Annotated in this window: 21 protein-coding genes and 1 other RNA gene; 18 read left to right on the forward strand and 4 right to left on the reverse strand. The window is 45.7% G+C overall.

What is annotated here, in order from left to right; all coding sequences use genetic code 11:
• Nucleotide 1 precedes the first annotated feature (1 nt).
• Genes Q0307_RS11570 through rpsF form a run of 3 tightly spaced genes read right to left on the reverse strand, consistent with a single transcriptional unit; the run spans nt 2 to nt 1594 of the window.
• Nucleotides 2–895 carry a hypothetical protein gene (locus tag Q0307_RS11570; protein ID WP_298660721.1) on the reverse strand — a complete coding sequence of 298 codons (894 nt, stop codon included), beginning with the start codon at nt 893–895 and terminating at the stop codon, nt 2–4.
• 54 nt (nt 896–949) lie between these two features.
• Entirely contained in the window at nt 950–1177 is a 228-nt protein-coding gene (gene rpsR / locus Q0307_RS11575) for a 30S ribosomal protein S18 (RefSeq protein ID WP_298660723.1), read from the reverse strand.
• Between the two features lie 18 nt (nt 1178–1195).
• Nucleotides 1196–1594 (reverse strand): 30S ribosomal protein S6, encoded by a 399-nt coding sequence (rpsF, locus tag Q0307_RS11580; protein ID WP_298660725.1) that lies wholly within the window; start codon nt 1592–1594, stop codon nt 1196–1198.
• A 255-nt stretch (nt 1595–1849) separates the two neighbouring features.
• On the opposite strand from rpsF, the gene Q0307_RS11585 reads away from it, so the two are divergent.
• The 3 genes from Q0307_RS11585 to Q0307_RS11595 all read left to right on the forward strand — a co-directional run bounded on the left by Q0307_RS11585 (nt 1850) and on the right by Q0307_RS11595 (nt 4311).
• Complete coding sequence (locus Q0307_RS11585) at nt 1850–3100, forward strand: serine/threonine-protein kinase (protein WP_298660727.1); 1251 nt, start codon at nt 1850–1852, stop codon at nt 3098–3100.
• Nucleotides 3101–3196: 96 nt separating this feature from the next.
• The gene (xrtH, locus tag Q0307_RS11590) at nt 3197–3703 is read left to right on the forward strand and encodes an exosortase H (RefSeq protein WP_298660729.1); all 507 of its coding nucleotides are present in this window, start codon (nt 3197–3199) and stop codon (nt 3701–3703) included.
• On the forward strand, nt 3700–4311 hold the full coding sequence (locus tag Q0307_RS11595; RefSeq protein ID WP_298660730.1) for an exosortase H-associated membrane protein: 612 nt from the start codon (nt 3700–3702) through the stop codon (nt 4309–4311). The genes xrtH and Q0307_RS11595 overlap by 4 nt, the downstream gene beginning before the upstream one ends.
• A 24-nt stretch (nt 4312–4335) precedes the next feature.
• On the opposite strand, the gene Q0307_RS11600 is transcribed toward Q0307_RS11595, so the two are convergent.
• Nucleotides 4336–5316 carry a hypothetical protein gene (locus tag Q0307_RS11600; RefSeq protein ID WP_298660732.1) on the reverse strand — a complete coding sequence of 327 codons (981 nt, stop codon included), beginning with the start codon at nt 5314–5316 and terminating at the stop codon, nt 4336–4338.
• Between the two features lie 180 nt (nt 5317–5496).
• Between Q0307_RS11600 and Q0307_RS11605 the strand changes: the two genes are divergently transcribed.
• The 15 genes from Q0307_RS11605 to Q0307_RS11675 all read left to right on the forward strand — a co-directional run bounded on the left by Q0307_RS11605 (nt 5497) and on the right by Q0307_RS11675 (nt 21408).
• Nucleotides 5497–6429, forward strand: a complete 933-nt coding sequence (locus Q0307_RS11605; protein ID WP_298660734.1) for a hypothetical protein — start codon at nt 5497–5499, stop codon at nt 6427–6429.
• 48 nt (nt 6430–6477) lie between these two features.
• Nucleotides 6478–6841: RNase P RNA component class A (gene rnpB / locus Q0307_RS11610), an RNA gene on the forward strand.
• Between the two features lie 266 nt (nt 6842–7107).
• A complete protein-coding gene (gene mraZ / locus Q0307_RS11615) occupies nt 7108–7563 on the forward strand; it encodes a division/cell wall cluster transcriptional repressor MraZ (protein WP_298660736.1) in 456 nt (151 codons plus the stop codon).
• The gene (rsmH, locus tag Q0307_RS11620; protein WP_298660738.1) at nt 7563–8495 is read left to right on the forward strand and encodes a 16S rRNA (cytosine(1402)-N(4))-methyltransferase RsmH; all 933 of its coding nucleotides are present in this window, start codon (nt 7563–7565) and stop codon (nt 8493–8495) included. Before mraZ ends, rsmH begins: the two co-directional genes overlap by 1 nt.
• A gap of 6 nt (nt 8496–8501) precedes the next feature.
• Nucleotides 8502–8780: a cell division protein FtsL gene (ftsL, locus tag Q0307_RS11625; RefSeq protein ID WP_298660740.1), complete on the forward strand. Its 279-nt coding sequence runs from the start codon at nt 8502–8504 to the stop codon at nt 8778–8780.
• On the forward strand, nt 8777–10615 hold the full coding sequence (locus Q0307_RS11630) for a penicillin-binding protein 2 (RefSeq protein ID WP_298660743.1): 1839 nt from the start codon (nt 8777–8779) through the stop codon (nt 10613–10615). The genes ftsL and Q0307_RS11630 overlap by 4 nt, the downstream gene beginning before the upstream one ends.
• Nucleotides 10612–12099 (forward strand): UDP-N-acetylmuramoyl-L-alanyl-D-glutamate--2,6-diaminopimelate ligase, encoded by a 1488-nt coding sequence (locus Q0307_RS11635; protein ID WP_298660745.1) that lies wholly within the window; start codon nt 10612–10614, stop codon nt 12097–12099. Before Q0307_RS11630 ends, Q0307_RS11635 begins: the two co-directional genes overlap by 4 nt.
• The gene (gene murF / locus Q0307_RS11640) at nt 12096–13457 is read left to right on the forward strand and encodes a UDP-N-acetylmuramoyl-tripeptide--D-alanyl-D-alanine ligase (RefSeq protein ID WP_298660747.1); all 1362 of its coding nucleotides are present in this window, start codon (nt 12096–12098) and stop codon (nt 13455–13457) included. Before Q0307_RS11635 ends, murF begins: the two co-directional genes overlap by 4 nt.
• Nucleotides 13451–14533: a phospho-N-acetylmuramoyl-pentapeptide-transferase gene (mraY, locus tag Q0307_RS11645; RefSeq protein ID WP_298660749.1), complete on the forward strand. Its 1083-nt coding sequence runs from the start codon at nt 13451–13453 to the stop codon at nt 14531–14533. The genes murF and mraY overlap by 7 nt, the downstream gene beginning before the upstream one ends.
• On the forward strand, nt 14533–15882 hold the full coding sequence (murD, locus tag Q0307_RS11650; protein WP_298660751.1) for a UDP-N-acetylmuramoyl-L-alanine--D-glutamate ligase: 1350 nt from the start codon (nt 14533–14535) through the stop codon (nt 15880–15882). The genes mraY and murD overlap by 1 nt, the downstream gene beginning before the upstream one ends.
• On the forward strand, nt 15879–17111 hold the full coding sequence (gene ftsW / locus Q0307_RS11655) for a putative lipid II flippase FtsW (protein WP_298660753.1): 1233 nt from the start codon (nt 15879–15881) through the stop codon (nt 17109–17111). Before murD ends, ftsW begins: the two co-directional genes overlap by 4 nt.
• Nucleotides 17104–18219 (forward strand): undecaprenyldiphospho-muramoylpentapeptide beta-N-acetylglucosaminyltransferase, encoded by a 1116-nt coding sequence (gene murG / locus Q0307_RS11660; protein ID WP_298660755.1) that lies wholly within the window; start codon nt 17104–17106, stop codon nt 18217–18219. Before ftsW ends, murG begins: the two co-directional genes overlap by 8 nt.
• Nucleotides 18216–19649, forward strand: coding sequence for a UDP-N-acetylmuramate--L-alanine ligase (gene murC, locus Q0307_RS11665; RefSeq protein ID WP_298660757.1), 1434 nt, complete (start codon nt 18216–18218; stop codon nt 19647–19649). Before murG ends, murC begins: the two co-directional genes overlap by 4 nt.
• The gene (locus tag Q0307_RS11670) at nt 19649–20566 is read left to right on the forward strand and encodes a D-alanine--D-alanine ligase (RefSeq protein ID WP_298660759.1); all 918 of its coding nucleotides are present in this window, start codon (nt 19649–19651) and stop codon (nt 20564–20566) included. Before murC ends, Q0307_RS11670 begins: the two co-directional genes overlap by 1 nt.
• Nucleotides 20566–21408 carry a cell division protein FtsQ/DivIB gene (locus Q0307_RS11675; RefSeq protein ID WP_298660761.1) on the forward strand — a complete coding sequence of 281 codons (843 nt, stop codon included), beginning with the start codon at nt 20566–20568 and terminating at the stop codon, nt 21406–21408. The genes Q0307_RS11670 and Q0307_RS11675 overlap by 1 nt, the downstream gene beginning before the upstream one ends.
• The last annotated feature ends 1 nt before the right edge of the window (nt 21409 follow it).

The following is a 21409-nucleotide window of genomic DNA, read 5'->3' on the forward strand; positions in this document are numbered from 1 at the left end:
TTTACTGTTTAGTTCTGCGTACTAAGTAACCACGAAAATCCGCAAAGGTATCGACCATACCAAACACGGCTACTAACAAACCAGTTTGTACCGGCAATAGAGCCAAGGGAAGATAAAGCGCTAATAGCCAAGTACGGTGAACATTTAACTGTGCGCGTACACTGTGAACCAACGCGATACCTTGGAACAAAAATAATCCAAGTCCCACAAAAATTAAGTCGATTAATAAGGCTGAGCGGCTAACAAGGACAAGCATAATGATTCCACTGAGGGCGAGGGCTACGAACTTATTCAGTCGTAAACCATACATTTCTTCCTTGAAGCCACCCGGATTATATAAACTAGCTTGCCAGTGGCGTGCCAGCATGAGCGATAAGGTAAAGGCTAAACTCATCGACGCTGCAAACAGCCCAGTCATGTGCTTAGCGATTTGATTGAGTAAATCGTCCAATTTAATATCAACCAAACGGGCTTGTAGTTGCTCAAAATCGACCAAAGCTTGTAAAGCATTCTTCCAGAAGCTAACTGGGTCAGTCACACTCAAGTGGAAAAGTACTACTAGGCTTGCTGCTAGACCAAAAATAATTTGCAACAGATTTGGCCAAGAGGCAGTGCTAGCTAAATAAATTGCCAAGGCTACAACCAAGAGTGATTGCAGCAAACTTGAAAATAAGCTGCCGAAGACATTGCCTTGTAATAAGAGAGCCACTAGCCCTAAACCGATACTAACGGCCAACGCAAGCATTACACCGCGTCGCCAACCCATGCGTAAGGTGACTAAACCTATAGCCGCATTGCTCAGTAAACCTAAAAATGGCAGAAACATTGCAAGTAAAGCAAACACTAAGGCAAAACCAATCGCTTGAAGTGGCCCTGACATAATGAATGCAGCCATGCATATCTCCTGCTCTCAACGAGTGACCGCAACGAACACGGTCAGACGCTAAAATTACTTGTGCTGATCGGTATAAGGCATCAGCGCAAGGAAACGGGCGCGTTTAATCGCGGCTGCTAATTGACGCTGATAAGGCGCTTTCGTCCCAGTAATGCGGCTAGGTACGATTTTGCCTGTCTCAGTAATAAAGCCCTTTAAGGTATCGAGGTCTTTGTAATCGACTTCAGCAATGCCTTCGGCAGTGAAACGGCAATATTTTTTACGGCGGAAAAAACGTGACATATTAAATTATCCCTAGAATTATTCGTCGTCAGACTCGTCAAGGTCAGCATCCTCTAATTCCACTTCTTCACGACGTGGTGGACGCTTGGTTTTACCTTCGTTTTCTTTGCTCAATGGCGACGCTTCAGTGATAGGGGCATCACGACGGATCGTCAAAGTACGGATAATGGCATCATTGAAGCGGAAAATGCTTTCCAGTTCATCGACAGTTTTGCCATCACACTCGATATTCATCATTACATAGTGTGCTTTGTGGATTTTATTGATCGGATAAGCCAATTGGCGACGGCCCCAATCTTCTAAACGATGAATAGTACCTTGGTTTTCATTGATCAGCGTGCGATAACGCTCGATCATTGCTGGAACTTGCTCGCTCTGATCCGGATGGACGAGAAAGACAATTTCATAGTGACGCATGAAGTCTCCTTTTGGATTAAAGCCTCCTGCTAGCAAATGAATGCACAGTGAAGCAAGGATGCAGAATTAATACCCTATTCTGCTAGGGTTACATAAAGGCGCGTAATTATGCGGTAAAGCATAATGACTGTCAATTAAGAGTCAGACTGACACTTTCTCCTTTTGTAGGATTTATTGGGAAAAATCAATTTTCCTGACCTAAACTCACATAAACCAAGAATTCAAATGCCAATTAGCTATTGCGTGGAGTTTTAAGTGGACTATCAACTTTCCGCCGAAGCGGAGCGAGTTGTCGGCAAACCTGCCCTAACATTTTTACTGGTCGAGAGTCAATCACCGGTACGTTTAGACCTTGAACTCATGCTACGCAAGCGTTTCCCTACTGCTTCTTTAGAACGGTTATTTCCTGAAATTGATGTTAATGCACTCCAGCACTTGGTGTGGCAAGACTATGATTTAGTGATTGTTGCGACAGAAACGGCGGAGCCAGATTTAACTTGGTTACGTAGGGTTCAACGCACACGAGCAGGTTTGCCGCTGGTTATCGTCCTGACTGACGACCGAGATCAGGAACGTAACGCAGTCTGGGCAGGTGCAGATGTAGCTTTGCCTTTGAATGCCTCACCTAGTCAATTGTCTGCACGTTTAGATAATTTGCTGGAGGTAGGGCGTGCCCTCCAACGCTATCCGATCAATTTACCGCAATGGCAGTTTCTAGAGTTGATTCACAATAGTGAAAACTCGGTTATTTTTTTAGCGGAAAATCGTCAGCATCAACAAGCAGTGATTAAGCGCTTTAAATTTGATGTAAGTGGTGTCGATAATTATGCTTTTGGTAGCTTTCTGCAAGATGCTAAGTTGCTGACTGCTTTGCAATATCCGGGGTTAGTGCACCTTCTGGATGTAGGGGTTTCCTGCAATGCGGTGGTAATTATTATGGAGTATGTACATGGGCAAACACTACGGGCATTACTCACCCAGCATACTTATCTAACATTAGCCAATTTAATCAATTGGTTTAAGCAAATCACTGAGTCTCTTGGGGTAATCCATTCTTTAGGGATGCTGCATCGCGATTTAAAGGCTTCTAATGTTGTCATGCGTGATGATAGTACGCCAGTGCTCTTAGATTATGGGATTGAAAGTAGTGTGATGCTCAGTAGCGGTTTTTTGCAAGAAGATCAAATCTACTGCACTCCCTTTTATGTTAGCCCGGAGCGGGTGGCTGGCGATCCTGCTAGCATTCAATCTGATTTATATGCTTTAGGTATTCTATTCTATGAAATGTTAATGGGTGAAAAGCCGTACACAGGCTCCAACCTTGGTGAAGTTTTGCAGAAGCAACTATTTGATCCTTTACCCCAGTTGCCTCAGCACTTAGCAATCTACCAACCCCTTTTAGATCGTTTACTCGCTAAATTGCCTGAGCAGCGCCCAGCCTCAGCAGCAGAGGTGTTAACTTGGTTAAGTAAGCATGAGCTGTTAGGAATAAACTTAATCAATTAACCTCAAATCTTTATTTTATCATTGCTGAGTTTTTGTTATAGTGTACAGTAAGGTTTTTTAGTATTGCTGTTAGCTAATTTATAACAAAAAATCAATATGATACGCTTCCTCATACTTTTCCTATTGGCCCAGGCTGTTTTATTCGGATTGGAGATGCTCCAAGCTGTACAACAGCAAGTCATTCTCCCTTGGACGGCGTTAATCGCTGATATTAGCGGTTGGTTTATGTCCTTTTTCGATACTAACGTGATTGCTTCTGGCAAAGTGATCAGCCATAGCTTGAACGGTTTTGCTGTCTCCATCGAGCCGGGTTGTAATGGAGTCGAAGCGATGATTGTGCTGCTGGCGGCGATTGCTGCCTTTCCTGCGCCTTGGTTGTATAAACTTAAGGGTTTAGCTTGGGGATTTGTCGCGATTCAAGGTATGAATCTATTGCGCATTATTAGCCTATTTTACCTAGGGCAATGGAGCCGCGAGCTGTTTGATTGGGCGCATTTATATATTTGGCAAGCGTTAATCATGTTGGATGCGCTGGTGGTGTTCCTCATTTGGATTCGTTATTTGCCCTTAGACGATAAACCGCTAACGGAGCAGCCAGCATGAGACAACGACCTATTCAAAGCTTTATTATCGGTGTGCTTTTACTCCTACCGATTACTTTTGCGCTTTGGTATTGGGCAGCGGTAGTGCATTTGGCTCCTCTAACTTGGTTGACCGAGCAACTATTAGAATTCAATTTTCCCCAGTCAGTACTTTGGCTGAAATTGGATGAGAGTACTTTAATTTTAGCTTCAAACTTTGGAGTAGATGCGAGTGGGGCGATTGTTTCACCGCCAGTTTCAGATGATTTGATGGGTTTCCATTTGAACCCGCTCATTTATACCTATAGTTTACCTTTATTGTTTGCCTTGATTCTGGCCACGCCCTCTAGTAATAAATGGCAGCAACTGTTGTGGGCTAGCTTCATTTGGTTGCCGGTAGCTGCTTTCAGCATGTTTTTCAGTGTGTTGAAGGTATTAAGCTTTGATGTGGGTGCCGCTTTCCAACAGCAACAGACCTTGAGTAATTGGGGTTTAGACGTAATTGCCCTAGCTTATCAGACTGGCACTTTAATCTTGCCGATGATCGCGCCTTTAGTCATTTGGATGGCTCTAAATCGCGGTTTTTTACTGACTTTAGCGCCCCAATTACAAAGAGTTTTGGCGCATTAGGTGCATTAATTGAATAGAGCTAGCTTACTCAGGCGTGCGTTTACGCTTCCAATTCTGTAGATCAACCACCTTATCGCTATCAGCAGTATCTTTCGCATCATTAACGGATGCTTTATGACCACTACCTAACAGGACTGAAGGATTTCCTTCTAAAAACTCGCGCATTAAACGCAACTTGAGGCTATTTGGAAAGCGAATTGCGGTCTCGTGATTCTCTAAGGCTTCCGATTCTTCCTCAGTGAGCGAGTTCACGAGTGCCTTCCAGCGTTGATCAAGCAATTCTTTTAGCGGTTGACTGTCGCCTTCTAATTGAGTCTGGATTTCTTCAGGTAAGGATTCAAGATAAGCATCTAAATTCTCAAACGCCTCCTCATGCTGGGCTTCATCTAAAGTATCCAGTAAATCCTGCAGCCATTGCTTTTCTGCTTCTAATGCAAAAGCATCATGCTCATGTGTAGGACGACCATTTTTGATCATCTCATTAGTCTGACCATATTTTTGCCAGAGCATATTTAAGCGCGGAGCGTAAGTTGCCAGTTCGCGCAGAGGATTTTTAGGCTCATCTTTAGTACTGGAGTCAGGCAAAGAGAAAATCGTGGGCGCTAAATCTTGACCCAATTGACTCGCTTGATAGAGTGCACTGACATATTGGAAGGCATCGAAAGAGAAGGTGATGATATTCTCTTCATATTCTTCTGGATCTTCTTCCAACTCAATATTCAGAAAAGGCTCGTAGTGCTCATACACGACATCCCAAAGAATTTTGCCGTCGCGATGTTTAACGAATACGGCCGATTCGATTTGAAAGCGTGGATTATCCGGTGAGGCGGTCACCATCCAGTAATCGCCAGTCGTTTGGGCGCTAGCGATCAATAAACCGATGTCCATAAAATCCATCGGTACTATGAAAATTTGTGCTGGACTACTGTAGTTATCTTGAACACTGAGGTAGGCGCTTGGTAAGCCACCTTCCAGCACTAAAGTTATCGAAAGGCTTTGATCCATTGGTTAAGTATACCAGATTTGATTGGGTCGCTAGCTGGATTTTATGACGGTAACTGTGGGGTGAACTTAGTTCTGTTTCTTTCATAACAGCTAACTGAGAAAATAGTCTATCCTTGGGACGGCGTGAGTCCAATTCTTCCCCTAGGCTTTGGTTCTTTAGTTATTTAATAAGGATTTTTGATGGTTAAGTGGATAATCAGTCGTGTCACTGATCTCTTAATTGCTTTAATACTCATGACCTTGATTTTAGTGGTGTTATTAACTCAACCGCTTTTTATTTGGTCAAGACCCACAGCTCCTCAGATAGAGATTGAGCGTAGTGCCTTAGAACAGGAATTACGTGCATTCTTGGCTATTCCTTCTGCGTATGATGCTGAAAAGCGGTTTGAGGGTACATCGCAAGAATTGATCAAGCGCTTATCAGCAGCGGGAGCTGTTGAGCAAAATGATCGGACTGATGGGCAAAAGGTTTTGCGGCTACGAGTGGGCAATCCTGATGCGAAAAAACTTTACGTGGTGCTGCATTATGTGGTCACAGAAAAACCAATTTTAGAAATGGCCGAAACGACTTTAAGTTTGATTGAGTTAGCTAAAGCAGTCAGCAAAGATGAGGATACGACGGCCTTACAGCTGAATTTAATGATTTTCTTGCATCGCCCTGAACAATTAGAAAAAAGCTTATACCAAGTTAGTCTGTCGCATGCGGATCAGCTAGTCCAAGGCAAAGTATCCACCGATGCGCCGATTTTTATCTTTATGCCGGGGTTGCGCTTACCTGAAGCTGCTTATCTCTCTGAGCAATGGCGCTATTTTAGTTTATTAATGCCAGGTGGAGAGAATGATTTAGCCCTCTATGGACGCTTAAATGATGTGTTCTTATTACGCAAACTTAAGGCTGGTTTATATCAAGCAGGTTTAAGTGGTTTGGACTCAATTAGTATTCCGGTGAACTTTCCTAATACGCGACCAGCTCCTTTAAAAGCTTATTGGGATAACCGTTTAGCCGTAATGTTAGTGCGCCCGAATATCTTATTACACGATAAAAATTATGCAGGACATGTGCGCTTTATTTCAGCTTTGCATACGCTTGTGAAAAAAGGCTATGAAAGATAAACGTCTTGGTTTAAAGACAAAACTTTGTTTTTTTGCTATAAACCGCAACTAGCCGATCGGGCAATCGCTGCCAAATTGGATGTAAATCTGATTTGGGGGAGGAAAGTCCGGGCTCCATAGGGCAAGATGCCAGGTAACGCCTGGGCGGCGTAAGTCGACGGAAAGTGCCACAGAAAATATACCGCCTATTCTATTATTTAGCTTAGGTAAGGGTGAAAAGGTGCGGTAAGAGCGCACCGCGTCATTGGTAACAGTGTACGGCAGGGCAAACCCCATCTGGAGCAAGACCAAATAGGAATGCATTGGCGCGGCCCGCGTTGCATTCGGGTAGGTTGCTTGAGATCTATGGTGACGTAGATCCTAGATGAATGATTGTCCACGACAGAACCCGGCTTACAGATCGGCTATTTTCTTTTGAGACTATAACTCCCCTCAATTAGTTTCTGCTTTTGCGGTTAGGTTTATATAACCGCTCTTAACTCTTCTTAATCCCTACAGAATCTTTTGTATATTTTCTGCAAACTGCTTGCTTTTTAAGCTTCTGTAAAGGCCTTTCATTGACAGGGTGGAGTAGACTTCCTATCATTTGGACAGTGGTGGAAAAAAGTGGAATAAAGTGGATTAAACTTTCTTCTATAAAAAAGCTATCAAATATACCTAAAGCTCCTGAGTGACAGCATGTTTCGTGGCATCTCAAACATTTCAATAGATACCAAGGGACGGCTGTCGATGCCTTCGAAATACCGTGACGCTATCTTAACAAGTGCAGCAGGTCAGATTGTCATCACAGTAGATCATGCTGATAAATGTTTATTAATTTACCCCATGGATCAATGGCTTAAAGTAGAGAAAGCCTTAATGGGGCTTCCCAATATAAACCGACGGGTGCGTAATATGCAGCGTTTAATTTTGGGACATGCGGCTGAAATAGAATTGGACGTACAAGGGAGGGTGTTATTGCCTGCTCCTTTACGCGAATATGCTGGTCTAGACAAGCGTGTGGTGCTCGTTGGGCAAGTGAGTAAATTTGAATTGTGGGATGCAGATCAATGGCAACAAGCTCGCGATGTTTGGTTGCGAGCGGCGCGTGAAGATGATGACGCGGATGACTTATTAAGTCAGGTTTTCATGTGATGTCTATTAGTTTTACTCATACCACAGTGCTTTTAACGGAAGCAGTCGCTGCTTTGGCGATTAGGCCAAACGGTTTATATATTGATGGTACCTATGGGCGTGGTGGGCATTCGGCAAAAATCTTGGAGCAATTGAACACTGATGGCTGTTTGCTGGCGATTGATAAGGATCCGGCGGCTATTCAGCATGCGCGTGAGGTTCATCAAGCCGACACGCGCTTTCAGATTTGGCAAGGCTCCTTTAGGAATTTCCCCCAAGCTTTAGCTGAGTTAGAACTAAGGACACAAGTTGATGGTGTGCTGTTAGATTTAGGCGTGTCGTCCCCACAATTAGACGAAGCTGAGCGCGGTTTTAGCTTTATGCGTGATGGTGCGCTAGATATGCGTATGAATCCCGATGTGGGCTTAAGTGCACAAACATGGTTGCTACAGGCAGATGAAAAGGAAATTGCGCAAGTGCTATGGCTGTATGGTGAAGAGCGCTTTTCTCGGCAAATAGCACGCGCTATCGTAAAAGCTCGCGACACTCAAGCCTTAGATAGCACTTTAAAGTTGGCGGAGCTAATAGCTAAAGTTATTCCTAAGCGTGAGCTGGGTAAACATCCAGCCACTCGTAGTTTCCAAGCGATTCGCATTAAAGTGAATCAAGAATTGGAAGATTTAGAGATGGGTTTGGCTGCTAGCCTGAAGCATTTAAAATCGAATGGGCGTTTGGCAGTGATTAGCTTCCATTCCTTGGAAGATCGTATGGTTAAGCACTTTATGCGTGAGTACTCAAGCCCAGCGCGCGTGCCTAAAGGTTTGCCTATTCAAGCATCTGAACTAACACCACCGCTGCGGTTAGTGGGAAAGGGTTTGCGGCCTAGTGAGGCTGAAGTTGAAATGAATGTGCGTGCACGAAGCGCGACTTTAAGGGTTGCTGAGAAGGTCTAAGGAACTATGAACCTACACCGCTGGCAAAGCTTAGCGACAGTGATGCTCTATCTATTAGTGATTATGTTGGCGTTGATGGTGGTGGCCAATCGTCATCATGCGCGCCAACTGTTTGTGGAGTTACAGCAGCTGCAAAAAGACCGTGACCAATTAAGTGCGACTTGGAGTCGTTTGGTTTTAGAGCAAAGTACGCAATTAAACCAAGTGCATGTAGAGAAGCATGCACGTGAAGTTTTAGGGATGAAAAAGCCCACAGCAGAAACCACTCAGGTGCTTCACGAATGAGCAAACGCAAGGCTGTGGTTTCACCTGTGTTTGAAGGGCGCAGACGCTTCTTAATGTTAGCCCTGCTAACCGTCATTGGGGTCTTGATGCTGCGCGCGGTTTGGCTAGAAATTTTTGATCAATCGATGTTGCAAGAGCGCGCTGAGCAACGTCAAACCAAAGTCGTCACTGTACCAGCTTATCGTGGCATGATTTTAGACCGTAATGGCGATCCGATGGCGGTGAGTACCCCTGTCGAAACTCTCAGTTGTAACCCCAAACTCCTATTAGATACACGTACCAGTTGGCGTGATGAGTACAATGCAGCCTTGCGTACTGCCGAAAAAACTCAAGGTGATGATGCTCGTTTGGCTGCAGAGCGTGCCTTGGTAGCAATGCCCTTTGTAAAGCTTGAAGATGCCTTACGTAAAATTGAGGAAGTGCTCGAATATCCACCGGGGCAACTACTACAGAATCTTGAAGAGGCGCGGGACAAAAATTTTTATTATCTAGGCAGACAACTTCCACCTGAAGTAGCACAAGAAATTCTTGCCCTCAATATTAAAAAAGTAGAAAGCACTAGTGGCTACCGACGCTTTTATCCCTTAGCAGAAACGAGTGGTCATGTCATTGGCATGACGGATAGTGATGGCAAGGGGATTGAAGGCATTGAGAAAGTCTCTGATGGGATTTTGGCTGGTCAAGATGGACGCATGCGCGTCGTTAAAGATGGCAAAAATCGCATTATCGAAGGTATTGAAAGTATTAAAGATACGGTACCCGGTCAAACAGTTAAATTGAGTATTGACCGGCGTATTCAGTACATCGCCTATAAGCAGTTGAAAGAACAGGTGGTTCGTTTAGAGGCTAAGGCGGGTTCTATTTTGGTCATGGATGCAAAAACGGGCGAAATCCTCGCAATGGCAAATTTGCCTTCTTTTAATCCAAATAATCGTAAACAACTCGACGCACAAAATTATCGGAATCGAGCTGTCACCGATAAATCTGAGCCAGGGTCAACTTTAAAGCCTTTAACGGTTGCAGCGGCTTTAGAGTCTCGGGTGATTGCGCCAGACGTTGAGATTGACACCTCACCCGGGCATATCAATTTCGGCAAATATACGGTGCGTGATCCGAGTAATTATGGCCCAATTTCCTTAGCTACTTTATTAGCTGAATCCAGCAATGTAGGTGCAAGTCGTGTCGCGCTGTTAATGAATCCACGTGATCATTGGATGTTTCTAAGCCGTGTCGGTTTAGGGCGTGTTCCTGCTGCAGGTTTTCCAAGTGAAAGCTCTGGGCAGCTTTCGAGTTATACCGAATGGGGCAAAGTCGATCATGCGTCTCACGGTTATGGCTATGGCTTAGCCACCAGTTTATTGCAGTTGACACATGCCTATACAGCCTTAGCGAATAATGGGCAGTTGCTGCCAGCCACTATTTATAAGGTCGACAAATTGCCACTGGCACAAACGGTTATGTCACCAACTACAGCTCAAGCAGTAATCCACATGATGGAGTCTGTTGTACAAGCGGATGGTACGGGCAAGCGCGCCATGATCGATGGTTATCGCGTTGCAGGGAAGACCGGGACTGCCTATAAGTTTATCAATAATGCTTACAGTAATACGCGCTATATGACTAGTTTCATTGGGATTGCGCCAGCTACGCGTCCACGTTTAGTGGTCGCAGTACAAATTGATGAGCCGAAAACAGATGATAGCGGTGGTCGAGCAGCTGCACCAGTTTTTTCAAAGGTTATGTCTGAAGCACTACGTTTATTAGACATTCCCCCCGATGACCTGCCTGCTTTGAAACAAGCCGATACAATAACAAAGAAAGAGGGCAATACATGAAGCAGCTAGCCGCTTTACTGGATGGCTTTTGCACAGCAATTCCAGAGTTAAGTATTACTGGTTTGGCTTTGGATAATCGTCAGATTCAAACTGGCATGGCCTTTGTTGCTTTGCAAGGCAGTCGCCAACACGGTTTAGCTTATGCGCAAGCAGCGGTCAATGCAGGTGCAGTGGTTATTTTATATGAGCCAAGTATTGATTTAACGATCCCTATTTTGCCAGTACCGGCAGTGGCTGTGCCTCAGTTGCCCAAAGTGCTGGGTCTGATTGCGCAGCGTTTCTATCAAGTTACCGCTGATGACTTATATGTGATTGGCATCACTGGTACTGATGGTAAAACCTCTACTACCCATTTTATTGCTGAGGCTTTAGCTTATTTGGATGAACAAGCTGCGGTTTTAGGTACTTTAGGCGTGGGTAAACCAGGTGCTTTAGCCAAAGGTACGCATACCACTCCAGATGCGATTAAAGTTCAGAAACAATTTCATGATTTGAAACTTCAAGGCTTTAAAACTGTAGCGATGGAAGTGTCTTCGCATGCGCTCGATCAAGGTCGTGTGAATGGCGTTCAGTTTGATGTCGCAGTACTAACGAATCTGACCCGTGATCATTTAGATTATCACGGTACTGTTGAGGCTTATGCAGAAGCTAAGCGCAAACTCTTTCATTGGCCTGCTTTGCAACATGCAGTCCTGAATTTGGATGATGCTTTTGGGCAGCGTTTGGTGGCAGAGTTGGCTGATACTGCTGTGCTGGTTTGGGGCTATGGTGTGGGTGATGCGTCTAACTATCCTCAGCAGGCTGTGATTGCGACTAGTGCGACATTTGATGCTCAAGGCATTCAGGCGACTGTATCTACCCCTGTAGGTAAGGGTGAATTAAAAGCTCCAGTTTTGGGACGCTTTAATCTACACAATTTACTCGCTGCTTTAAGTACTCTCTTAACTAAAGGCCTGCCTTTAGAGTCTGCCTTAGCAGCTTTACAGCATGTGGAAACTGTACCAGGCCGTATGCAGCGTGTGCAGGTTCAGGGTAAAGCGGAAGGCGTGCTAGTGGTGGTGGATTTCGCCCACACCCCCACTGCTTTGCAGCAGGCTTTGCGGGCAGCGAAAGCGCATACGGCTGGACGCTTAATCTGTGTATTTGGCTGCGGTGGTGATCGTGATGCAGGGAAGCGGCCGGTGATGGCACAAATTGCCGAGCAAGAAGCTGATCTAGTGATTGTCACTGATGACAATCCACGCACCGAAAATCCCAGCACTATTTTTGCAAATATTCGTGCTGGCTTTGCTCAGCCAGAAGCTATTCATTTTGAGCACAATCGTGCAACTGCAATTCGCTTGGCTATTCAGCAAGCTAAGTCTGGGGATACAGTAGTAATTGCAGGCAAAGGCCATGAAACAGTACAGATTTTAGCAGATCGCTCTATTCCTTTTGATGATCGCACTCAGGCGACTTTAGCTTTACAGGAGTGCGCAGCATGACTTGGTTAACGCTGGCACAAATTGCTGAATTTCTCCAAGCTGATTTACATGCAGTGAGCTTCGAAACTGCACAGCAATTGCCGATAGAGCGCGTTGAACGTGATTCGCGAGCAGTTCAAACGGGTGATTTGTTTTTAGCGCTCAAAGGTGAGCGTTTCGATGCGCATGATTTCGTTCCACAAGTGGCTGGCAAAGCAAGTGCAGCTTTAGTGGCACATCCTCTTGATGCGGCCATTCCGCAACTTGTTGTGCCTGATGTACGTTTGGCTTTAGGGCAATTGGCTAAAGCTTGGCGTGAACAGTTTAAGTATCCTGTAATTGGTTTAACCGGCAGTAATGGTAAAACTACTTTAAAAGAAATGCTCACTGCTATTCTGAGTCAGCAAGGCCAGACTTTAGCCACGATTGGCAATCTCAATAATGATATTGGTGTTCCTTTAACTTTATTGCGCTTGCGTACTGCGGATCAGTTCGCGGTGATTGAAATGGGTGCTAACCATTTCGGCGAAATTGACTATCTCACCCATTTAGCTTTGCCAAATGTGGCAATTCTGAATAATGCAGGCGCTGCGCACTTAGAAGGCTTTGGGGATATTGCTGGGGTTGCACGTGCTAAAGGTGAAATTTTTGCAGGCTTAGCGGCTGGTGGTATTGCAGTTATTAATGCGGATGATACTTATGCTGGCTATTGGCGCGAACTAAATCAGGGACGACCCTTGCTAAGTTTTGGATTTAGTCAAGACGCTGATTTGCGTGGCGAACTAAGCGCAGATAATCAATTTATTATTCATAAGGGTGCTGACTCAGTATCCGTACGCTTAAAGCTACTAGGTAAGCATAATCAGCTCAATGCTTTAGCTGCTGCTGCAGGAGCCACTGCTTTAGGGTTTTCCTTAGCGACTATTAAGCAAGGTTTGGAGTCTTTACAGCCGGTGAAAGGCCGCTTAAACCCTAAGCAAGGTCGGCATGGGGTTTGGGTGATTGATGATACTTACAATGCGAATCCGAGTTCAACAGCGGCAGCAATAGCCGTACTCGCGGAGCAACAGGGAAGAAAAATTTTAGTTTTAGGGGATATGGGCGAATTGGGCAATACAGGTGAACAGCTGCATTTCGAGTTGGGGCAACTCGCAAAATTAGCAGGGATTGATGAACTTTATAGTTTAGGACGTTTAAGTGCTGCTGCCAGCCAAGCTTTTGGTACAGGTGCGCAGGCTTTTCAGGATTTAGCAGATTTATTGGCCGCTTTAACGCCTAAGTTAACGCCTAGCACTCAAGTTTTAGTGAAAGGTTCGCGTTCAGCACGTATGGAGCGCGTGGTTGAAGCCTTAGTCGAGCAAGGAGCTACTGCATGCTAGTGTGGCTTTTTGAACAACTGAGTCAGTTTTATAGTGGCTTCAATGTTTTCCAATATCTGACCTTTCGTGCCATCTTAGGGGTTTTGACCGCTTTAGTGATCAGTCTCTGGTCAGGGCCAGCGATGATTCGTGCACTCACCCGGCTGAAAATTGGTCAATATATTCGTGAAGATGGACCACAACATCAAATGAAAGCGGGAACGCCTACGATGGGTGGGGTCATGATTATTCTCGCTATTAGTGTCTCTACTTTGCTTTGGGCAGATTTAACTAATCGTTTTACTTGGGTAGCCCTTGCGGTCACTTTAGGTTTTGGCTTAATTGGTGGCTTAGATGATTATATTAAGCTCAAAAAACGTCGGAATTTAGGTTTAACAGCTCGACAGAAAACCGTAGGTTTAACCTTAGTAGGTTTTGCTGCTGCTTTCTTTTTGTTCTTCACTGCACAACATCCAACTGACACTACTTTATATCTTCCTATTCTAAAAGATGTGCATTGGGAAATGGGTTGGTTGTTTATTCCTTGGGTGTATTTAGTCTTGATTGGCACTAGTAATGCAGTAAATCTCACTGATGGCTTGGATGGCTTAGCCATTATGCCCACTATTCTTGTAGCCGGTGGCTTGGGGATTTTCGCTTATGCCAGTGGTCATGCTGCCATTTCTAGTTATTTAGGCGTACCTAAAGTACCGGGTGCGGGCGAAATGCTTGTATTTTGCTGTGCGATTGTGGGTGCGGGCTTAGGATTCCTCTGGTTCAATTCTTATCCCGCACAAGTCTTCATGGGGGATGTAGGTGCTTTAGCTTTAGGCGCTGCCTTAGCCATTGTGGCGATTATTGTACGTCAAGAAATTGTACTAGCTATCATGGGCGGCGTGTTTGTGCTGGAGACTTTATCGGTCATTTTGCAGGTGGGTTATTTCAAAGCCACCGGTGGTAAGCGCATTTTCCGTATGGCTCCACTCCATCATCATTATGAAAAGAAAGGTTGGCCTGAGCCTAAGGTGATTGTGCGTTTTTGGATCATTACGGTGGTGCTGGTCATGATTGGCTTAGCAACTTTGAAGGTGCGCTGATGCAAGCAGCTACTCACTCCACTTGGAAAACCTTAGTCGTTGGTCTTGGGATCACGGGGCTTTCGGTAGCACGCTATTTAAAAGTACAAGGGATTCCTTTTGCAGTCATTGATAGTCGTGAAGATCCACCGGGCAGAGAAGACTTAGTAAAAGGCTTTCCAGAGACACCTTACTGGTTTGGTGATTTTGCCAAAGTATCCGCTTGGTTTGAACAAGCGCAGAGTTTAGTCGTTAGCCCGGGTATTGCCATCGCAACCCCCGAAATTCATGCAGCACAATTACGCGGTGCTGAAATTATCGGTGATATCGAGTTATTTGTGCGTGTCGCGCAAGCCCCTATTGTCGCCATCACTGGCTCGAATGGAAAAAGCAGTGTCACCACACTTGTGGATTTAATGGCGAAGCACGCGGGTATGCAATCTTTAGCTGGTGGAAATCTAGGCTATGCAGCTTTGGATTTACTCGATTTGCCGGTGCCTGATATTTATGTGATGGAGTTATCAAGCTTTCAACTTGAAACTACTCAGTCACTCAAAGCAGCCTCAGCCGTTGTCCTGAATGTGAGTGAAGATCATATGGATCGCTATGCAAGCTATACAGATTATGCAGCTGCCAAGCAAGTGATCTATCAAAATTGCAGTTTGGCAGTCCTTAATCGTGATGATGCGCTAGTCATGCAAATGGCGCCTGATTCGGGTGCGTGCGTGAGTTTCGGTCTGGACGTACCAACTGCGGGACAATATGGGATTCGTGAGCATGAAGGGAAAACTTGGTTAGTCAAGGGTGACGCCTTATTGCTAGCCACTTCCGAGATGAAATTACCGGGTAGTCATAATCATGCGAATGCTTTGGCAGCTCTTGCTTTAGGCGAAGCAGTTGGGATTCCCTTACAGGGAATGCTAGCCGCTTTGCGTGAGTTTGCTGGTTTGCCGCATCGCACGCAATGGGTGCGGGAGCGACGTGGGGTGTGCTGGTATGACGATTCGAAAGGTACGAATGTTGGTGCTACTTTAGCCGCTTTACAAGGTTTGCCCGGTAAAACAGTACTGATTGCGGGTGGTATTGGTAAGGATGCTGATTTCGCCCCCCTAGCGCCTGCTATTCAAACCAAAGCGCGTGCTGTGGTACTTATCGGACGGGATGCTCCGCTCATTGCACAAGTGATTGATGCGAGTGTACCGGTACAGTATGCCAGCAGTATGGAGGAGGCCGTGCAGTTGGCCGCTGATGCTGCGCAATCGGGGGATAATGTGCTCTTATCTCCAGCCTGTGCCAGTCTTGATATGTTCAAAAACTATGGGCATCGTGGTGATGTATTCAGCGTCGCTGTTCGAGGTTTACCAGCATGAAAACCATCTCACCCCTGAATTTGCTAGAGCGCATTGAAGCCATTGATTGGTCACGTTATATCGACCGAGATTTGGCTTTAGCGATAGTAGCCCTATTGGCGATTGGAGTAGTGATGCTGGGTTCGGCTTCCTTCTGGGTAGCCGAGAAAGGTTACGGCGATATGTATTATCTGCTTAAGCGCCAGTTGCTGTTTCTAGGTCTCGCTTTAGTGTTGGCTTTTGTTTTATATCAAGTACGCATTGGCTTTTGGGAAGGCTTAGGGGTCAAGTTGTTACCCATTGCCGTCTTCCTGTTAGTCCTAGTCCTTATTCCGGGAATCGGTGTATCGGTAAAAGGTAGTCGTCGTTGGTTAGCACTAGGACCTGTGTCTTTGCAAGTTTCTGAGTTGGTCAAGATTATTATGATTATGTACTTGTCGAGCTATATGGTTCGACATGGTAAAAAACTTTCCACGTCAATTTCTTATCAGCCTTTAGTGTTGCCTTTGATTGTTTTAGCGGTGATCGGAGCTTTGCTCCTACTTGAGCCTGATTTTGGTTCAGCGGTAATTGTCATTATGGTAGGCCTTGCTTTGCTGTTTCTAGGTGGTGTGCCGTTGAAACGCTTAGGCCTATTTTTAGGCGGCGCTATGGTTTTGATGTTGCCCATCGTGGCTTTAGAAGGCTATCGGCTTAGACGTATTGAAGCATTCCTGAATCCTTGGGCTGATATACAAAATTCTGGTTATCAAATTATTAACTCTTTGATTGCCATTGGTGATGGTGGTTGGTTTGGGAATGGCTTGGGAGCCGGTGTACAAAAGCTTTATTACTTACCTGAAGCCCATAATGACTTTATCTTCGCAGTCTTGGCAGAAGAGTTTGGTTTTGTTGGCATGATACTGCTCTTGGCTTTATTTGGTTGGTTGGTATATCGGGCTTTTGTCATTGGTTTCAATGCAGATAAGCAAGGCTTGCAGTTTGGTGCTTATGTGGCTTATGGGATAGGGTTTTGGATGGGCTTTCAAGTGATTCTGCATATTGGTGTCAATTTAGCTGTCTTGCCCCCTAAAGGCCTGACTCTGCCTTTCCTCAGTTATGGGGGGAGTAGTTTGTTAATCACTCTATTGGCTATGTCGCTGCTAATGCGGATTCATCGCGATACACAAGTCAGTGCTTTAGGATTAGCTGTAAAAACGACAGCGCGCAAAACACCAGTCCACCGTACAGTAGGGGGGGCACGTGCTTAAGCCAAAACCTATTTTAATTACGGCAGGCGGAACGGGCGGGCATGTTTACCCTGGTTTAGCGGTAGCGCGTGAATTACAAGCACACGGCATTCCTATTGTCTGGATGGGCACTAAAGCGGGTTTAGAGGCGAAAATTATTCCAGCAGCGGGCATAGAAATGGCGTGGCTAGAAGTCTCTGGCTTACGAGGTAAAGGTTGGCAGGCTTTAGCTTTAGCCCCTTTCCGTTTAGCAAAGGCTTTGTGGCAATCAGTGCGAATTATGCGTACTCACAAGCCTGCGGCAGTGCTTGGGATGGGGGGCTTTGTCGCCGGGCCGGGTGGTCTAGTGGCCGCACTCATGGGTAAGCCTGTCGTTATTCATGAGCAGAACGCAGTGGCGGGTTTAACCAATAAACTGCTTTCCAAAGTGAGTCAGCGTGTTTTGGAGGGATTTCCGGGTGCTTTCCCTAAGAGTGAAAAAGTCCAAGCGACAGGTAATCCGGTGCGGGCTGACATTGCAGGTTTGCCGCAACCCTTAGACCGTTTAGCAGATCGTGATGATCAACCCATTCATTTATTAGTAGTCGGGGGAAGTTTAGGTGCAGCTGCGCTGAATCAAACTGTGCCACAGGCTTTGGCTTTATTAGCGCCAGACTTACGCCCTGAAGTGCGCCATCAAGCGGGTGCTAAGAACCTAGCAACGGCACAACAGGCCTATCAAACAGTTGGCGTGCAAGCAAGCGTAACCCCTTTTATTGAAGATATGGCGGAAGCTTATGCTTGGGCGGATTTGATTATTTGCCGAGCGGGTGCTTTGACGGTAGCTGAGGTTTCGGCAGCGGGTTTAGCAGCTTTATTTATTCCTTATCCGCATGCAGTAGATGATCACCAGACTGCGAATGCCCGCTATTTAGTTGATCAAGAGGCAGCGTTGTTAATTCACCAGTCTGAATTAAATCCGGAGCGTTTGACAATTGTACTCACTGAGTTATGCAAGGATCGGGCGCGTCTAGCAAAAATGAGTATAGCTGCTCGCCAATTAGCAATGCCGCATGCTACGGCACAAGTAGCAGCTATTTGTGCAGCCTTTGCAGGCTACGATTTTCAAGAGATTAGGAAGCAAGCATGAAAACAGGGAGTGACAACCTCGCACGCAAACGCATTAATCGCCTGCACTTCATCGGTATTGGGGGGGCAGGAATGGGTGGTATTGCGGAAGTAGTTGCAACATTGGGCTATACAGTAAGTGGTTCGGATTTGGCTGAAAGTGCGATGACGCGTCGGCTACAATCCATGGGCATAACCGTTTTCAAAGGCCATGCTGCGGAAAATATTGAAGGCGCTGATGTGATTGTTGTCTCGACTGCTATCGACGCGCAGAACCCTGAAATCATGGCTGCCCGTGAAAAACGTCTTCCCATTGTGCGCCGCGCGGAAATGTTGGCTGAGCTTATGCGCTTCCGCCAAGGTATTGCGGTAGCAGGTACGCACGGTAAAACCACGACCACTAGTTTAACCACCAGCTTATTAGTAGAAGGTGGTTTGGATCCGACTTATGTGATTGGTGGCAAGCTGAATAGTTCAGCGAGTAATTCTAAGTTGGGTACGGGTGAATACTTGGTGGCTGAAGCAGATGAGAGCGATGCTTCCTTCTTACACTTACAGCCGATGATCGCGGTGGTGACCAATATCGACGAAGATCATATGTCTACTTATGGCGGTGATTTCTCTAAGCTAAAACAGACGTTTATAGAATTTCTGCATCATTTACCGTTCTATGGTTTAGCCGTGTTGTGTATCGATGATGAGCATGTACGCGCCATTTTACCAGAAGTAAACCGCACGGTAATTACCTATGGTATTGAAGAAGAGGCGGATGTACGTGCCTCTAATGTGCATTTTGAAGGTACACAAAGTTTTTTCACCGTGCAATGTAAGCGTAATAACCGTCGCTTAGAGGTAACTCTGAATCTCCCCGGCCAGCATAATGTCTTGAATGCTTTGGCGGCAATTGCGATTGCGATGGAATTGGATGTGTCTGACGAAGCGATTCTGAATGGCTTACGGAAATTCAGTGGGGTTGGTCGTCGTTTCCAAATGTATGGTGATATTAATTTTGGCAAAGGTATTGCTACTTTAGTCGATGATTATGGGCATCATCCGCGTGAAATGTTGGCAACTTTAAAAGCTTTACGCGGTGTGTGGCCAACACGGCGTTTAGTTCTAGTTTTCCAACCGCATCGCTACACGCGTACTCGTGACTTATTTGAAGATTTTACTCAAGTCCTCTCTGAAACCGATGTGCTGGTCTTGATGGATGTCTATGCAGCTAGTGAGCAACCGATTCCGGGGGCAGATGGGCGAGCTTTAGCGCGGGCGATTCGGATTCGGGGTAAGGTTGATCCCATTTTTGTCACTGATGTGGAGGATGTACCCGGGGTACTCAAGCATATTTTACAAGATGGTGATGTGATTTTGACCCAAGGTGCTGGTAGCGTGGGTGGCTTAGCAGCAAGTTTGCCAGAGAAACTCAATATTTATCAAAAAGGGCAAGAGTAATGAGTGAAAAATCCCCACGCTTTGGCAAAGTAGCGGTATTGTATGGGGGCTGGGCTGCTGAGCGTCCCGTTTCTTTGAAAAGTGGAGCAGCAGTGCTAGCGGCTTTGCAGGAAAGCGGTGTTGATGCGCATGGTATTGATGTTGACCGTGATATTTTGAGTGTCCTGCAAACAGGTAACTATGATCGTGTATTTAATATTTTACATGGGCGTGGTGGCGAAGATGGTGTCATTCAAGGTGCTTTAGAATTACTAGGTCTACCTTATACCGGCTGTGGTGTAAAGGCCTCTGCGATTAGCATGGATAAACTGATGACCAAGCGCTTATGGTTAGGTGCTGGTTTACCAACCCCAAACTATCGTGTGCTAACAGCGGATACCGATTTTGAGGCAGTGGTTGCAGAGTTAGGTTTACCTTTGATTGTAAAGCCAGCGAGTGAAGGTTCCAGTATTGGGATTAGTAAAGTTACTGAAGCCGCTGCTTTGAAGCCTGCCTATGAAGCCGCAGTGCAAAGTGATCCAGTCGTGATTGTGGAGCAATGGATTACAGGTTCTGAGTACACTGCAGGTATTTTAGCAGGTGAGCCTCTGCCGCTGATTCGGGTAGAAGTACCCGGTGTATTTTATGATTATGAAGCGAAATATATTTCCAACGACACCCGCTATTTTTGTCCTTGTGGCTTGACTGAAGCGGAGGAGTCCCATGTACGTCAATTAGCACTGCAGGCCTTTGCGGTTGTTGGTGGGCGTGGTTGGGGTCGAGTGGATATGATGCGTGATCAGCAGGGGCATACGTGGTTGATTGAAGTCAATACCAATCCAGGGATGACAGATCATAGCTTAGTACCCATGGCTGCGCGTGCGGTGGGTATGGATTTTAATGCTTTAGTCCTAAGGATTTTGGAGACTACACTCTAATGGCGAAGCAGCCTAGTTCTCAACCCCAACGGCGTGCACGATCACGTTCTACAAACAATGTGAGCCTAGTGACCGAGTTGTCACCCAGTATGGCGCGTTGGTTGAGCCTATTGGCTTTTTTAATGGTAATGGGCGGTGCAGTCTTATGGCTACGGGCTTGGATTAGCGACCCTACGCATCTAGCGATTGAAAAAGTGGAGTGGCAAGGTGATTTCCAATATCTCAAACAAGCTGAGTTAGAAGCGCTCGCACAGCCCTTTGTTAGTACGAATTTATATTTGCTGGATACCGATAGCTTAGAGAAGGCTTTAGAGCAAAATTCTTGGGTGAGAGGTGCTAGTCTGCGTAAAGTTTGGCCAAATCAGCTGGTTGTTGATGTAGAAACGCAGTTTCCAGTTGCTTTCTGGGGTGATGATAAGCTATTGAATAAGTTCGGCGACATTTTCGCTGGAGCATTGCCAGAAAAGCAGGGCGTTTTCCCCATTCTTTACAGTTCTCAGGGTAATAGTGGGCGGGTCATGGGTGAACGTTATGTGCAGCTTACCAAAATGCTGGCTGGTTTAAATTTAGAAATTATCGAGCTGTCAGAAGATGAACGTGGTTCATGGCGGATGAAGGTGCGTCATGGGCCAGAAATCATTATTGGCCGTAAAGAGCAGGAAAAACGCGTGCAACGTTTTAGAGTGGGCTATTTGCAAGGCTTGAAGGATCGTCTCGGTGAGATTGATCAGATTGACCTACGCTATACCAATGGATTCGCTGTGGAATGGAAGCCTAGTGTTGGTAACGGCGCAGCTGTGAGTTCCTTCGATGGATACACAGTACAAGGTCTAGGGAGCTAAA

Origin of the sequence: uncultured Thiothrix sp. (assembly GCF_937873765.1) — a bacterium.
GTDB lineage: Bacteria > Pseudomonadota > Gammaproteobacteria > Thiotrichales > Thiotrichaceae > Thiolinea.